At 59.9% G+C, this 14,159-nt stretch carries 11 protein-coding genes and 1 pseudogene; 10 read left to right on the top strand and 2 right to left on the bottom strand.

The window, feature by feature from the left end; all coding sequences use genetic code 11:
• Positions 1–35: 35 nt before the first annotated feature.
• The 5 genes and pseudogenes from JW799_RS22665 to JW799_RS22645 all read left to right on the top strand — a co-directional run bounded on the left by JW799_RS22665 (position 36) and on the right by JW799_RS22645 (position 4,661).
• The gene (locus JW799_RS22665) at positions 36–1,244 is read left to right on the top strand and encodes a Ger(x)C family spore germination protein (RefSeq protein ID WP_205431790.1); all 1,209 of its coding nucleotides are present in this window, start codon (positions 36–38) and stop codon (positions 1,242–1,244) included.
• Positions 1,241–1,462, top strand: coding sequence for a hypothetical protein (locus tag JW799_RS22660; protein WP_205431789.1), 222 nt, complete (start codon positions 1,241–1,243; stop codon positions 1,460–1,462). Before JW799_RS22665 ends, JW799_RS22660 begins: the two co-directional genes overlap by 4 nt.
• A gap of 18 nt (positions 1,463–1,480) precedes the next feature.
• Positions 1,481–2,581: a GerAB/ArcD/ProY family transporter gene (locus tag JW799_RS22655; RefSeq protein ID WP_205431788.1), complete on the top strand. Its 1,101-nt coding sequence runs from the start codon at positions 1,481–1,483 to the stop codon at positions 2,579–2,581.
• Between the two features lie 166 nt (positions 2,582–2,747).
• Positions 2,748–4,171, top strand: a pseudogene (locus JW799_RS22650) (FAD/NAD(P)-binding protein).
• 202 nt (positions 4,172–4,373) lie between these two features.
• Positions 4,374–4,661, top strand: coding sequence for an alpha/beta-type small acid-soluble spore protein (locus tag JW799_RS22645; RefSeq protein ID WP_080839691.1), 288 nt, complete (start codon positions 4,374–4,376; stop codon positions 4,659–4,661).
• An 875-nt stretch (positions 4,662–5,536) separates the two neighbouring features.
• On the opposite strand, the gene JW799_RS22640 is transcribed toward JW799_RS22645, so the two are convergent.
• Positions 5,537–5,746, bottom strand: coding sequence for a hypothetical protein (locus JW799_RS22640; protein WP_080839690.1), 210 nt, complete (start codon positions 5,744–5,746; stop codon positions 5,537–5,539).
• A gap of 257 nt (positions 5,747–6,003) precedes the next feature.
• Positions 6,004–7,311, bottom strand: a complete 1,308-nt coding sequence (locus tag JW799_RS22635) for an acetamidase/formamidase family protein (RefSeq protein ID WP_139787301.1) — start codon at positions 7,309–7,311, stop codon at positions 6,004–6,006.
• Positions 7,312–7,566: 255 nt separating this feature from the next.
• Between JW799_RS22635 and JW799_RS22630 the strand changes: the two genes are divergently transcribed.
• The 5 genes from JW799_RS22630 to JW799_RS22610 all read left to right on the top strand — a co-directional run bounded on the left by JW799_RS22630 (position 7,567) and on the right by JW799_RS22610 (position 14,128).
• Positions 7,567–8,820 carry a copper amine oxidase N-terminal domain-containing protein gene (locus tag JW799_RS22630; RefSeq protein WP_176220883.1) on the top strand — a complete coding sequence of 418 codons (1,254 nt, stop codon included), beginning with the start codon at positions 7,567–7,569 and terminating at the stop codon, positions 8,818–8,820.
• 164 nt (positions 8,821–8,984) lie between these two features.
• Positions 8,985–10,148 (top strand): type III polyketide synthase, encoded by a 1,164-nt coding sequence (locus JW799_RS22625; protein WP_080839686.1) that lies wholly within the window; start codon positions 8,985–8,987, stop codon positions 10,146–10,148.
• Positions 10,141–10,872: a methyltransferase domain-containing protein gene (locus JW799_RS22620; RefSeq protein ID WP_139787300.1), complete on the top strand. Its 732-nt coding sequence runs from the start codon at positions 10,141–10,143 to the stop codon at positions 10,870–10,872. The genes JW799_RS22625 and JW799_RS22620 overlap by 8 nt, the downstream gene beginning before the upstream one ends.
• A 4-nt stretch (positions 10,873–10,876) precedes the next feature.
• The gene (locus JW799_RS22615) at positions 10,877–12,022 is read left to right on the top strand and encodes an NAD(P)/FAD-dependent oxidoreductase (protein WP_080839682.1); all 1,146 of its coding nucleotides are present in this window, start codon (positions 10,877–10,879) and stop codon (positions 12,020–12,022) included.
• A 33-nt stretch (positions 12,023–12,055) separates the two neighbouring features.
• Positions 12,056–14,128 (top strand): MMPL family transporter, encoded by a 2,073-nt coding sequence (locus tag JW799_RS22610; protein WP_080839680.1) that lies wholly within the window; start codon positions 12,056–12,058, stop codon positions 14,126–14,128.
• Positions 14,129–14,159 lie beyond the last annotated feature (31 nt).

Below are 14,159 nucleotides of genomic sequence, written 5' to 3'. Positions count from 1 at the left end.
TTCTTCGGCGCCCGAACGGATAGGATCTGTTGCCGATGTACGCTCGCCTAACGCTTGCCCTGTTCCTGATTGTTAGCCTCGCGGCGCTTCCCGGCTGCTGGAGCCGCAAAGAACTGAATGAGCTTGCCGTCGTCATGGCCCTCGGGATCGACCTTCACGAAGAAGGGTACGCCGTGTCCGCGCAGGTCATGAATCCGAGCGAAACCGGAACCCAAAAGGGAAATCCGTTGGGAAGCTCGCCCATCGTCACCTACAGATCGGTAGGGAAGACGATTCCGGATGCCCTTCAGCGGATGCTGAGCATGGCGCCGCGCATGCTGTACCTGTCGCATATCCGTGTTTTGGTGTTCGGGGAAAAGCTCGCCCGCCGCGGGGTGAGCGACGCGCTCGATTTCATCTCCCGGAGCCATCAGCTGCGCACCGATTTTTTCATGCTGGTCGCCAAAAACGCCGAGGCATCGGACATCCTGGAAGTCGTTACGCCCTTCGAGCACGTTCCGGCAGGTTCCTTGTATACGTCCATTCTTATCTCTCACCGAAAATGGGCCGCGACCGGCAAGGTGACGTTGCAGCAGTTTGTGACGGAGCTCGAAAGGGGGGGCTCCAACCCCGTTTTGTCCGGGGTGCGGTTGCGCGGAAGCCTGGCTGACGGCGAGTCCGTGGACGATTTAAAAGAAGTAACGCCGAAAACGTTGATCGAGCATGCCGGATTGGCCGTCTTCAAGCGAGACCGGCTTGTCGGCTGGCTGGGCGAGCCTGCCAGCAAGGCGGTCAATTACCTGTTGAATGACGTCGAGTCCACGGCGGGATTCGTGGCTTGTCCGGAAGGGGGCGTCGTCGGTTACGCCGTGAGCCGCGCGAAAAGCAAGATCGATGTCGCGACCGGCAAGGACGGAAAGCCCGAATTTACCGTTAAGCTAAAAGTCGAAGGAGATCTCAACGCCGTGCAATGCACGATCGATCTTCATCAGCCTTCCAGCGTCGAGGAAATCGAAAAGCGGCTTGAGCTTAAATTATCCGGCAATGTCGAGCATTATATCGAAGAAGCGCAAAAAAGGTACGGTTCCGATATTTTCGGCTTCGGGGAGGCGCTTCACCGTCAAAATCCGAAAGCGTGGAAGCAGTATCGCGACGATTGGGACGAGCGCTTCAAATCGGTCAAGATCGGCGTAAGCGCCGACGTGAAAGTCCGGCGGACCGGCTCGATCGTCCAGCCGCTGAAACGGGAGATGAACAAACGGTGATCTGGAGCCTGATCCTGGTTCTGTTTTTGCTTGCGACTCCCGCATTGGAGTTGACCCGGTCAAGGAAAACCCGGTCGAAGCGGGATAGCGCGGTTTTCTTTGCCGTATGGGGATTGGCGCTGGCGTCGGTGTTCGCGGACTGGGCCGAATGGCCGGGATTAAGGCCCCTGGATTGGGTCCGCGCCGTTATGCAGCCGGTAAACGGCCTGATTTCATAAAGCACGGGAGCTGACGGGATGAACAAACATATGGAGATGACGGCAAGACAATTTTTTGTTTTAACGTTCGGCTTGACCATCGGCACATCCATTCTCGTGACGCCGGCCGGTTTGGCCCAGGGAGCGAGGGAGGATGCCTGGATCGCTTCTTTATGCAGCCTGGCGACCAATATCGTCATGGTTGCGCTGTATATCGCGCTCGCCCGGCTATATCCGGGAAAAACGATGTTCGAAATCAACGAAGCGGCGCTGGGCAAATGGCCGGGCAAAGCGTTGACGCTGCTGTATTTGTTCTATTTTCTCATTCTTACCGGCACGCTGCTCGGCAATCTGGGCTTTTTTCTGTCCACCGAAATGATGCCGGAAACGCCGATTGAGGCGATTCAGCTCCTGTTTTTGATTGCGGCCGTTATGTGCGCCCGCCTGGGAACGCTCATTTTGGCCCGGGTCGGCGAGCTGATGTTTCCGTGCATCGTCTTTTTCTTTCTCGTGCTCGTCGTGACGCTCGTTCCGCAAATCGAGTGGAATTATATCAAGCCGGTCATGGAGGACGGCTGGAAACCGGTCGTTAATGCCGGATTTCGCTCCGCGATGTTTCAGGAGCTGGTCGTGCTGCTGATGTTTTTTCCGCTGACCGGGGAGAAGAAGGGCGGGGAGAAAGCATACTTGGGAGGAGCGCTTTCCGGCGGGCTCGCTCTCGGAATCATCGTGCTGCTTTGCGTGCTTGTCCTCGGCATCGAGCAGACGGAAAACAGCGCCTTTCCGGCCTATGCGCTGGCCAAGGCGATCAATTTAGGTAATTTTTTCCAGAGGGTCGAAGGCATTTTGATTACCATTTGGATTTTGACGTTTTTCATTAAAATATCGCTGCTCTTTTTGTCCATCCTGAACGGATTGCGGACCCTGTTCGGCATGAAAGACCACAGCGTCCTGATCTACCCCTTGGCCGTCCTGTTTATCGTCGTCGCCTGGAATACTTATCTCAATACCGTTTATGTCGGGGAAATTATTCAAAAGGTATGGGCCGGATACTCGCTGTTTTATTTGCTGCTGTTTCCGTTCGTTCTGTATTTGGTCGGCCTCGTCCGGACGAAGCTTTCGAAGTCGGGAAGATCGTAAATTTGAACAAATATCCCGCAACAATTTAGTCGCGATTACAATAAACCTCACACAAAACTTTCAATCGCGCGCAAGAACGGATAAGATAGGATCATAATCACATTCGATGTCTTGTTTCATTACATCAATTCGCCTCCTGCGGTCTGCGATGAAAGGTATGATCTATATGAGTTTGGAAGCTTTGAACGAACGAGTCAAAAGCGATCTTTCCTATTTGGCTTTCGGAGGGGCGAACTGGGTCCATCCGCGTCGTCATTCCGACGGCCGCGTATATGACGTCGTGATCGTCGGCGGGGGACAAAGCGGCCTCGGCATCGCGTTCGGCCTGCTGCGCGAACGGGTTTCGAACATTCTCGTCATCGACGAAAACCCCGAAGGAACCGAAGGGCCGTGGGAAACGTACGCTCGGATGGTAACGCTTCGCACCCCGAAGCATTTGACCTCCATCGACCTCGGCATCCCGTCCTTGACGTTCCGCTCCTGGTGGGAAGCGCAGTTCGGCCCGGAGGGCTGGGAAGCGCTGGACAAAATTCCGCGCGGAGACTGGATGAATTATTTGCGCTGGTATCGGAAGGTGCTCGGACTGCCGGTTCTCAACGAAACCAAGCTGAACCTGATCGAACCCGTCGGAGAAGGGCTTCACCGCCTGCATGTCGAAGGCGCGGGCGCGCCGTCGGCATCGCTGCTTGCGCGCAAAGTCGTGCTGGCGACCGGCATCCAGGGCGGGGGGAATGGCACGTGCCGTCTATGATTGCCGACCGTTTGCCGTCCCGCCTGTATGCCCATACCTCCAAAGCGATCGATTTCGCCGCGCTGAAAGGGAAAAAGATCGCCGTTCTCGGCGGCGGGGCATCGGCCTTCGACAATGCCAACTTCGCGCTGGCGGAAGGCGTGGGAGAGGCGCACGTTTTCGTTCGGCGCCAGGAGCTGCCGCGCATCAATCCGATCCGCCAAATGGAAGGCTCGGGCATGATCGAACGATTCCCGACGCTGTCGGATGCCGAAAAATATGCGGTTATTTCCCATTTTTTCAAGCATAATCAGCCGCCGACCAACGATACGTTCAACCGTGCGGCTTCCTGGCCGGGCTTCCGCCTTCACCTGGGCGCGCCTTGGCTGAATGTGGAAGAAGCGGGCGAGCAGGCCGTCGTCACGACGCCTCAAGGCAAGTTCGCGTTCGATTTTCTGATTATCAGCACCGGCTTGATGACCGATCCTGCGCTGCGTCCGGAACTCCGGCTGGTCGAAAGCCATATCGCGCGTTGGGGCGATCGTTACAAGGCTCCGGCGGAAACGGCCAATCCGTTGCTGGACGCCCATCCGTACCTCAGTCCGGGCTTTGCGTTTTTAAGCCGCGGCGAGGAAGGAAAGCCGCTGCTGCACGGCCTGTTCTCGTTCACGTATTCGGCGCTCGTCAGCTGCGGGGTATCCGCTTCGGCGCTTTCCGGCATGAGATACGCGATACCGAAAATCGTATCCGCGATCGCGGACCAGCTTTTCCTGGACGACCGAGACGCGATTTTAAGCCATTATTTCGCTTATAACGAACATGAGTTTGTCGGCGAATGGCCGCTACCGGAGCAGGCTTGACCGAATGCGCGCAAACGGAAATCGCGGATCGAGCTTTCGGAACACGGGAGAGGAGCCGGGGCTTCTATAACCCGAATTTCGGTACGGCTATTTCGCGAAGCGAAATCGAACGCGAATCGGAAGCTCCGGGAATAAGCTCCTCCTTTTCCGGGGAAACTCCCGACAAGCAAGATGGATGATGCTTGAAGCAGGAGGAGCGAAAATGGCCAGAAGAGGGTCCAGACGGCATGTCGTACCGGGAGCCGAGCAAGGGCTGCGGGAATTCAAGGCCGAAGTGATGAAGCGGGAAGGATACCGGGTCGATCCGAACCGTCCCGACGACGTCAAGTACGAAGTCGCCGATTCGCTGGGCGTTCCGCTGGAACCCGGCGGAAACGGGGAGCTGTCGACCGAATCGGTCGGCAACGTCGGCGGAAGAATCGGCGGCCCGATGGTGCGCGAGCTGATTCGGCTGGCCCAGGAGCAGCTCGCGAAGCGGTCGAAGGAGTAAGGGAAAGAGCATGGCGCGCAGCCGGGACAAGCGTCCGGGGAAGGCGCCATGCTTTTTTTAAATAGGGACGGGAAGTTAAACTTCACCGTGCGAAAGCGCTCTGGCAGCTTGCGTGGCATGAGAACGCCGCTCGCGTTATCCAATCTGAAGCCGGTTCGGCTCTTCGCGGGTCCAGTTGAGTCGTGATGACTCACCTCACCCCGCCATCCGCATGCAGCGTACGCAGTAGAGTAAAAATGACTCCTTTCATCGCCTCCGAGCGCACGCAAACGGTCCTGAGTCGTGTGCCGGTCGTCTTGTTGGCCAAGTAGCGCACCGGGTGCGCTACTTTCGCATCGCTGCTGCCAAACTCCCTCCATGTAACGCACTGGGTGCGCTACATTCGCCATGCCAGCGTGAAATGGCCTCCATGTAGCGCATTGGATGCGCTACATTCGCCATGCCAGCGCCAAATGGCCCCCATGTAGCGCACTGGGTGCGCTATATTCGTACCGCTGCTGTCAAACTCCCTCCATGTAACGCACCGGGTGCGCTACATTCGCCATGCCAGCGCCAAATGGCCCCCATGTAGCGCACTGGGTGCGCTATATTCGTACCGCTGCTGTCAAACTCCCTCCATGTAACGCACCGGGTGCGCTACATTCGCCATGCCAGCGCCAAATGGCCCCCATGTAGCGCACCGGGTGCGCTACTTTCGCATCGCTGCTGCCAAACTCCCTCCATGTAGCGCACTGGGTGCGCTAAATTCGCCATGCCAGCGCGAAATGGCCTCCATGTAGCGCATTGGATGCGCTACAATCGCCTTGTCTGCGCCAAACTCCCTCCATGTAGCGCACCCGGTACGCTACATTCGCATGGGCAGTGCCAGGCCAGCGTTAGCACCGGTCAGGGTTCGGCCGGTTTTTCTTCTTTTTCGGCAGATGCGCAGAGTTGTCGGCCAGCTTGTCCCCGAATTGATCCAGCCGGGAAGGGGAGGACGCCGGTCCGTCGTTATCCGGCTTGTTGTTGCGTCCCGTCATCGTCGTCACCTCGCTTTCGGTAAAAATGTCCGTCTCGGAGAGTTTTTCCAAAAAGCGTTCCATCATACCCGCACCCGCATTCGACCTTCAGGAGTAGGGGACGGCGGCAACCGCAAATGCTCCGGAAAGCAAGGACGAGCTGCGGCGAGAGTGCCCGGGCGGCCGGAGTTTCATCCTGATCCGCGGGATTAAAGCGACCGGCGCTTGAGCCCTTGCTCTGACGTTTCGACATCAATCGGTTTCGAACTCCCGGTTTTTTCTTGAGGATATACGCCGGGCCGTCCCGGAAGCCGAGTACGGCGGCTCCCGGGACGGCCCTTTGCTTACTCCCGATCTCGATAATGCTCGTCCACCGCATCGTAAAGCTTCGCCTGCTTCAAATAGCGCTTCGGCGCCAGAAAAGTGACGGTAATGACGCCGGGGTGGCGGCCGATTTCGATCGAGCCGGTAATCGTGGCCCGGTTCATGATTTCCGGAACCGTGACGTCGAACAGCTTGGCCGCGCGGGCGAGTCCGTTGTCGGTCGCTTCGTTCAACGATTTGCCCGTTCCGACGACGGACAGCGGGAGCGAGGTTTCCGTCTTCTTCAGCTTCCATTCCTTCGCGAGCGCTTCTGCCGCGAGCCGTTCCGCCGCGGTAAGGGGCTTCGCCGTATAGGGCAAATCCTCTACGTTCGGCAGCAAAATCGGTCCTTCCAGGTTCACGCCCTTCAGCACGCGAACCTGCAAATGGACGATTCCCGCGACGTCGGCCGTATGCCCGGCAATTTCGCCGTCGCCTTGCATCGCGTGCATATCGCCTAGGTAAACGCCGCCGCCGGGAACTTTGACCGGGCAAATGACGGTCGCGCCGGCGCGAACCCGGCTGATGTCCATATGCCCGTCCGTGCGATGCTCGTTCAGCTCGTCCTCGGTCACGGCATACGCATGCGGCGCGCCGACGAGAAACGAGCCGAAATCGCCGGCATTGTGCGAATCGGGCAGCGCCTTGGAGGGCGTCGTGCCCAACTGGCCCAAAAACGGCCTCATCCGGGCCACGACGCCGACGAGATCGTGCGGGGCGAACGTGACGATCGGGTTTTGCACCGAATGATCCGGCGTTCGCATATAGCGGCGGCCGTCCTCGGCAATCCGCTCGGCCGCTTCCTTCGGGAGCGTGACGCCGACCAGGCCGTCTTTATCGAAAGCAATCGTATAACCGTTCGTAAAAACGAAAGGCGTAATGTCGGAATCGCAGCCGGAGCAGCGCACCGCTTTCGGGCCGATGCCCTTGACGACCGTTTCCGGATGCAGGGTGCCGCACTCCGGGCATTTCACGGCGACGAAAGGATCGCCCAGAAACCGGCCTTCCACCGGCTTGTCGTTCCCCGACGAAGTGGCGATCGAGGTCACTTCGATCGATTTGATATGGATGACGATCGCGTCGCCGACCTCCGCCCCTTCGACATAGACGGGCTTCGTCACTTCGTGGCCGCCCTTCAGGCACGGCGTGATCATCGGGCCCCAGCATCCGGGAGCCGTGTTGGCGATGATGCGGCCTCCGTCCTTGACCGGGCCCAGCATTTCTTTTTCAGGGTCCAAAATGCCATCCGTGAAGGTGTTGACGAACAACGTTTCTACGGCTTGGTTCATGTATTCCGGCCTCCTGTTTATGAAATGTACCGCTTCGTTCATTATATAAGAAAAATTTGGCAGGGGATAGGCAGGATGATGCTGCTAATCGATTCAAAGGCATAGGACCTTGGTCGCGATGCGCCGAGCGGCATCTGCATATTTCCCCTCGGATTTCCTATTTTTCTCAAATATTTTTTCTTGTATGATTATGGAATGTATAGGAAAATGCCGAAATCCTCGGCCGATCACCATGAATTTTTTGGAGGGGCAACAATGAACAAAAGAAGACCGACGGCAAAAAAGGTTTGGATCGCTTCCATCGCTTTCGCGTTAAGCTTCGGTGCGGCTATTCCTTGCGCAACGGCGGCGGACGCGGATTTCATCGCCCGGATGACCGGACAATACGACGCGTTCGAGCAAAAGCATCGCGAAACCTACAATCGTTATCTCCAAGAAGAACGAAAATTGTACGATACGTATCACGCACAAATGACTGCGGTCTACGACAAGCTTTTGCGGCTGGCCCAAGAGGATTTGAACAACATGACGTCCGTTCTTGAAAACGATATCCGAAAGCTGAAACAAAGCTATGACGACAACATCGACGCGTTCCGGGCGTACGAGAGGGCGGCGGACAAGGACCGCGCGGGCGAGCCGATGGACCTGTACGAAGACGCGATGGATCCGAATCAAGCTGGAAGCCCGATGGACCTTTTTGAGGACAGCTTGAATCCCGATTCCGCGGGCGAAGCGACGGATTTGTACGACGACGAGCTCGATCCGAATTCGGCGGGCAGCGCCCTGGATCTGTACGAGGACGACGTGAACCCCAGTTCGGCCGGCGGCGTCATGGACGTTTTCGAAGACGTTTCGTCCGTCCATTCGGCCGGAAGCGTCATGGACCGTTACGAGGACGGAGACCTTTCCCTGGCCGAAGCGGAAAAGCTGATGGCCGAAGCGCTGGCCAAGGCGGAAGCCGATATGGGCAAGCGGATCGAAGAGACGAAAAAAGCGGTTCAAGCAAGGAAAAACGAGTCGCTGCGGGACATTCGCGATGCGTGGCTGAACGCGAAAAACTCGATTTTGCAGCAGCGCGAGAAAGCGATCGCCGAGGCGTCCTCCGCGCGGGAGAAGCTGACCGGAACGGGCATTCAATTCGAGCCGCTCGTTCCGGACGACTGGATTACGGTTGTCGTCGACGGCGATTTCATGATTTTCGAGCAGCCGCCGGCCGTCGTCAGCGGCAACACGCTCGTTCCGATGCGGGCGATTTTCGAAAAGCTCGGGGCCACCGTGGTCTGGAAAGCCGCGGATCGGTCGATCGCCGCCAAAAAAGGAGAGACGTCCATCTGGCTGCAGCTCGATAACGCGAACGCGAAAATCGGCGGCAGCGCCGCGAAGCTCGATGCGGCGCCGAGGACGATGAACGGCAGCACGATGGTCCCGCTCCGGTTCGTCAGCGAAGCGCTCGGCGCGAAGGTCGATTGGGACGAGACGCTGAAGACGATCGCGATTGCGTCCGCGTAGAAGGACTTCCATTACGAAGAACCGCCGGAACGGTCGATCCGGCGGCTCTTTCTTTTTTTTCGGTCATATCGCCGGGCCTGTACAAATAAAATGATGGAAAGGACGGAGCGCAATCGGCTAACGCAATAGAATTTTGAAAACGGGAACGAGAGGAGGGAGCGGGAATGGACCGGGAGGCTCCGGACATCGCCATACTGGGCATCGGCACGGCCGTTCCGAACTATCGGCTGGATCAATCTGACACTTCGCGAAGGTTGGCGGAGGCGCTGGGCGAAAATTCCGATCCGGCCCGCTGGGCCAAGCGAATATTCAGGCAATGCGGAGTGGAAACGCGCTATACGTGCGAACCGAACTTGCTCGAACCGGCATCTAGGTGCCGCTACTTTCCGCAAACGGGCGAGCCGGCTCCTTCGACCGCGGAACGGATGAAGACGTACAGGCGGGAAGCCGTGCCGCTCGGGCTTCAAGCGGCCAGGCAAGCGATGCTGGACGGCAGCGCGAAGGCATCCGAAATTACCCACCTGATTACGGTCAGCTGCACGGGGCAGTTTCTTCCCGGGCTGGATGCCGTTATTAGCCGGGAACTGGGACTTTCGCCGGAAACAAGCCGGATCCCGCTTACGTTTCTCGGATGCGCGGCCGGCTTGAAAGCCGTAGGGTTGTCGCTGCAGGTCGTCAGGGGGCAGCCGGACGCCAAAGTTTTGATCGTCTGCGTCGAGCTTTGCACGCTGCATATTCAGCCTTCCGCCGGGCGCGAGGCGTTGTACGCGGCTTCTTTTTTCGGCGACGGGGCATCCGCCTGCATCGTCGGTTGTCCCGGTCCGGACGACCGGGACGTTTTTCGGCTCGACGGCCATCGATCCGTTCTATTGCCGGAATATGCGGAGGAGATGGTATGGGAAGTCGGCGATTACGGGTTCGATCTGTACCTCTCCCCGGCGATTCCGAAGCGGATCGGCGGGTGGATTCCCGCGGAGATCGCGCGGTTTTGCGCCGGAGACGCCCGGCCCGAGCTGTGGGCGATTCATCCCGGGGGCCGCGGAATCGTCGACGCGCTGCAGGAGGCGCTGGAGCTTGACGACGGACAAACGGGGCCGAGCCGGACGGTTCTCCGTCAAAACGGCAACGTATCGTCCGCCACCATTTTATTCGTGCTTCGCGAGATGAAGCGGGAGTTAAAACGAAAAGAATCCCGCGCGAGGCCCGCGATCGGACTCGCCATGGCATTCGGTCCCGGCCTCGCGGCGGAAATGCTCAAATTCGCTTATGTGCCGTCCGTCATGCCGCAAGGCCAAGGCGCGGCGGCGGCCGGAGGCGCCCTTGCTTGACCGTTTGCGGCAGCGGGCCGAACGGCCCGAGCTGATGGACGATTTTTCGCGCGGAGGGACCGAACTGAGGGTCGCCCTGCGGCACCTTCGCAGGCTGAACCGGCTGTTCGGGGCCGCTTCGCCGACCCTGTACGGCGTCAGGCGATTATGGGAGGAAGCGGGCCGGCCGGGGCGCTGGACGCTGCTGGATATCGGGGCGGGCTCGGGGGATGTGAACCGCCGCCTGCTAAGGTGGGCGGATCAAAACCGGATCGACCTCCGGATCACGCTGGCGGACAGGACGGAGGAAGCCTGCGAGGAGGCAAGGCTTTTGTTTCGCCGCGAGCCGCGGGTGACGGCGATCAGAAGCGATTTGTTCGCTTTGCCGGAAGCTTGCGCCGACGTCGTCACCGGAACGCAGTTCGTCCATCATTTCGCGGCGAGCGAGCTTCCGCGAGTGGTCGGGCGCATGCTCAGGTCCGCCCGCTTCGGCGTCGCGATCAACGACATTCATCGGCACTGGATTCCGTGGACCGCGGTTTGGCTGGCGACGAGAATTGTGTCCGGCAACCGGTATATCCGAAATGACGGTCCGCTGTCGGTGGCAAAGGGCTTTCGACCGGAAGATTGGGACGAGCTCGGAGCGGAGCTGGGGATTTCCGGCGCGTTCTATTCCTGGCGGCCTTTGTTCCGCTATGCCGTCGTCATTCGCAAAAACGAAGCCGGAACCGGCAAACGGGGTTGAGAGAATGGAGCGCTTTCGGGATGTGGCCGTATTGGGGGCGGGGGTTGCCGGGAGCGCCGCCGCCAAAGCGTTGGCGGACAAGGGATGGGACACGCTCCTTCTCGACCGGCATTCGTTCCCGCGGCATAAGGTTTGCGGAGAATTTCTTTCGCCGGAAGCACAAGGAACGCTGCAGGCGTTGGGATTGTGGGACACCGTAACGCCGCTTCGGCCGAGCCCGATCGATCTTGCGCGCTTGGCCTTCGAACGCGGCCGCCCCGTGGAAATCCCGCTTCCCGGCAGCGCCTTCGGGATCAGCCGGCATGCGCTCGACTTCGCGCTTCACGCCGCGGCGCAAGCGTCGGGAGCGGAGGTGCGGACCGCGACGGCGGTGCTGTCCGTCGCTCCCCGCGAGGCGGGCTATGCGATCGAGACGAGGCAGGGGGGAAAGGTTGTCACGCATTACGCGCGGGCCGTCATCGCCGCGTGGGGGGGCCATCGCCGGCCGGAGCTGTTCGGCAATCGATCGGGGAAAACCGGAAATACCGCCTACATCGGCGTGAAGTCTCATTTTCAGGGAATCCCTTCGGAGCCGGCCGTCGAGCTCTATTTTTTTGCCGGAGGCTATTTGGGCATTTCCCCCGTTGAAGACGGGATCGTCAATGTGGCCGCGCTGCTCGAACGGAACGCGTTTCATGGAAAGGCGACGTCGATTCCCGGCTTGCTGGAAGCGGCAATCGGCCAAAACGCCAAGCTGCGGCAGAAGCTTGCCCGAGCCGTCCCGGTTCCCGGCGCGCAGGCGGCCGTCGCTCCGGTCGGGCTAGGCCGCAAGCCGGTTTGCTGGGACCGGATCCCCCACATCGGGGACGCTTCGTTCCTGCTTCCGCCGCTGTGCGGGGACGGCATGTCGATGGCGCTTCGTTCGGCCCAGCGATGCGTTTTCCAAGCCGACCGCTATTTGCGGGGGGAAATTTCGCTCTCCCGCTGGCGGAGCGAATACATATGCGCGATTCGGCGGGAATTCGGAGGGCCTTTGCGGTGGGGACGGCTGCTGCAATGGCTGGTGGGCGTGCCGGGCATGCCGCGGATGCTGCCTGCGATCGGACGTCTCGCGCCGAAGCTGGCGCAGAACACCTTTCGGGCGACCCGCTGGAAAGACAACGGATCGTAAGTCCGTCATTTCGTTGCGCGGGGGAGATCGGCCATGGGCGGTTGCCGGCTAGTCGTCGTTCCGTTTCGGCATCCGAAAGCCGTCATTCTGATCTGGCTGCTGCTTGCGGCCTTCTTCGGATGGAACGCCCAAAAGCTGCCCGAAGCGCTGAAAGACCACGGGCTGACTCCGAACGGAAGCCACGCCCGGGTGCAGCAATTATTGGAGGAGAACTTTCATATCGCGAAGGATCCGGTCATCGTCGTTTTCGAGAACCGGACGGATGCGCCGGAAGACGTCTTTCGCCGGTTTATCCGGCATGCGCTTTCGCGGCTGCAAGGGATCGACGGGCTGACGGAAACGGTATCCCCGCTCGACGGGGAAGGGATGCTCCGCGGAAACGTCGCATACGCGCTTCTGGTCTTTCGCCAGCCCGCCCATGAATTAAAGCCGGCGCTGGCGGAATTGCGAAGCCGCTTGCCGGCCGGCGGCGGCATGACGGCGGCGCTGACCGGCAAAGCCGTCGTCCAGGCGGACGTGAACCGGGCAAGCGAGCGCGATTTGCGAAAAGCGGAGCTCTTGGGCGTTCCGCTTGCTTTCCTCGTTCTTTGTTTCGCTTTCGGAGGAGCCGTCTCCGCGGCCGTTCCCGTCATCACGGGCGTCGTCGCGGTTGCCGTCGCGATGGGCATGACGGCCTGGATCGGGACCAAGCTCGAGCTGTCCAACTTCGTGCTCAATGTCATTCCGATGGCGGGACTCGCATTAAGCATCGATTTCGCGCTGATGCTCGTCAGCCGGTTCCGGGAGGAAGCGGCTCGGGCTTCGCCCGAACAGGCGTGGGCTCTAACTGCGAAAACGGCCGGGAGGGCCGTCGTCTATTCGGCGGCCGGCTTTTTTGTCGGCCTGTGCGGGACGCTGTTCATTCCCCTGCCGATGTTCCGAAGCGTCGCGGCGGGGGCGATGGCGGTACTCGGGGTCTCGGCGCTGCTTTCCTTCACCCTCGTTCCGGCTCTTCTTGCCTTGCTGCGGGCGCGAATCGCAGCCGAAGCCGGGAGGCCCGCCGGAAACGGGGAGCCGGCGGCGCTTTGGCGCGCGTGGCCGAGCTTCGTGCTGAGGCGGCCCGTCCGCATGGCGCTGCTCGCTTCGCTTGCGCTAGCCGGCTGCTTGCTGCCGTTAAGCGGCATGAGGGTCGCCGTTCCGGATGCCGCTTCCTTGCCGCGCGGCTACGACTCCCGAATCGCCGCCGAGATTTTCGAAGCGAATTTCGCTCCGCCGTCCGCTTCGCAAGTCTACTTCGTCGTGCAGGGGCGGGGCGACCGCTTGACCGAAGCGGAATGGCTGCAGGCGCAAGCGCTGGCGGAGCGCCTCGCGGCCGATCCGTTCGTTCGCCGGGTCGATTCGGTCTTTTCCCGCCAGGCTTCTCGGCCGTACGCGAACGGCAACCGGCTGCTTTTCTACGTGACCGTCGGCGGGGAACCGGCCTCCGGGGAAACGATGGACTGGCTCCGCAGCCGGGAACGGGACGGAGAGACGTCCGATATCCGGTACCTGATCGGAGGCGAAGCGAAGTATGAGCAGGAAGTGTACGATGCGATTTTCCGAAACCTGAAGCGCGCGCTGCTGTTTATTTTTGCCGCAAACTTCGTCGTCCTGTCCGCCGCGTTCCGCTCCGTCCTACTTCCGGCGAAAATGATCGGGATGAACCTGCTCAGCATCGGGGCTTCGTTCGGCATTTTGGCGTGGCTGTTCGAACGGGGGGCTTTCGGCATGGAGCCGGGTCCCGTCGCGATCATGATTCCCGTCTTTATATTCGGGCTTGTCTTCGGCATCAGCATGGATTACGGGGTGTTCCTCGTGTCGCGCATTTACGAGGAATATCGGCGAACGGGAAACAACGACGAGGCGATCCGGGTCGGTTTGGCCTCGACGGGCCGAATCATCACTTCGGCGGCGGCCATCATGATAGCGGTCACGGCGCCGTTCGCATCGGGCGACGTCGCGGGGGTCAAGCAGCTCGGGATCGGCATCGCGGCCGCGATTTTCATCGATGCGACCGTCATCCGGATGATCCTCGTCCCCGCCTTGATGAAATGGCTGGGCAAGTGGAATTGGTGGGCGCCGGGATAGTATACTACGGCTATGACTCTTATTTTTCATT

This window comes from Cohnella algarum (genome assembly GCF_016937515.1).
GTDB lineage: Bacteria > Bacillota > Bacilli > Paenibacillales > Paenibacillaceae > Cohnella > Cohnella algarum.
Note: the sequence above shows the minus strand (reverse complement) of the source record. Positions and strands in the feature narration are given on the sequence as shown.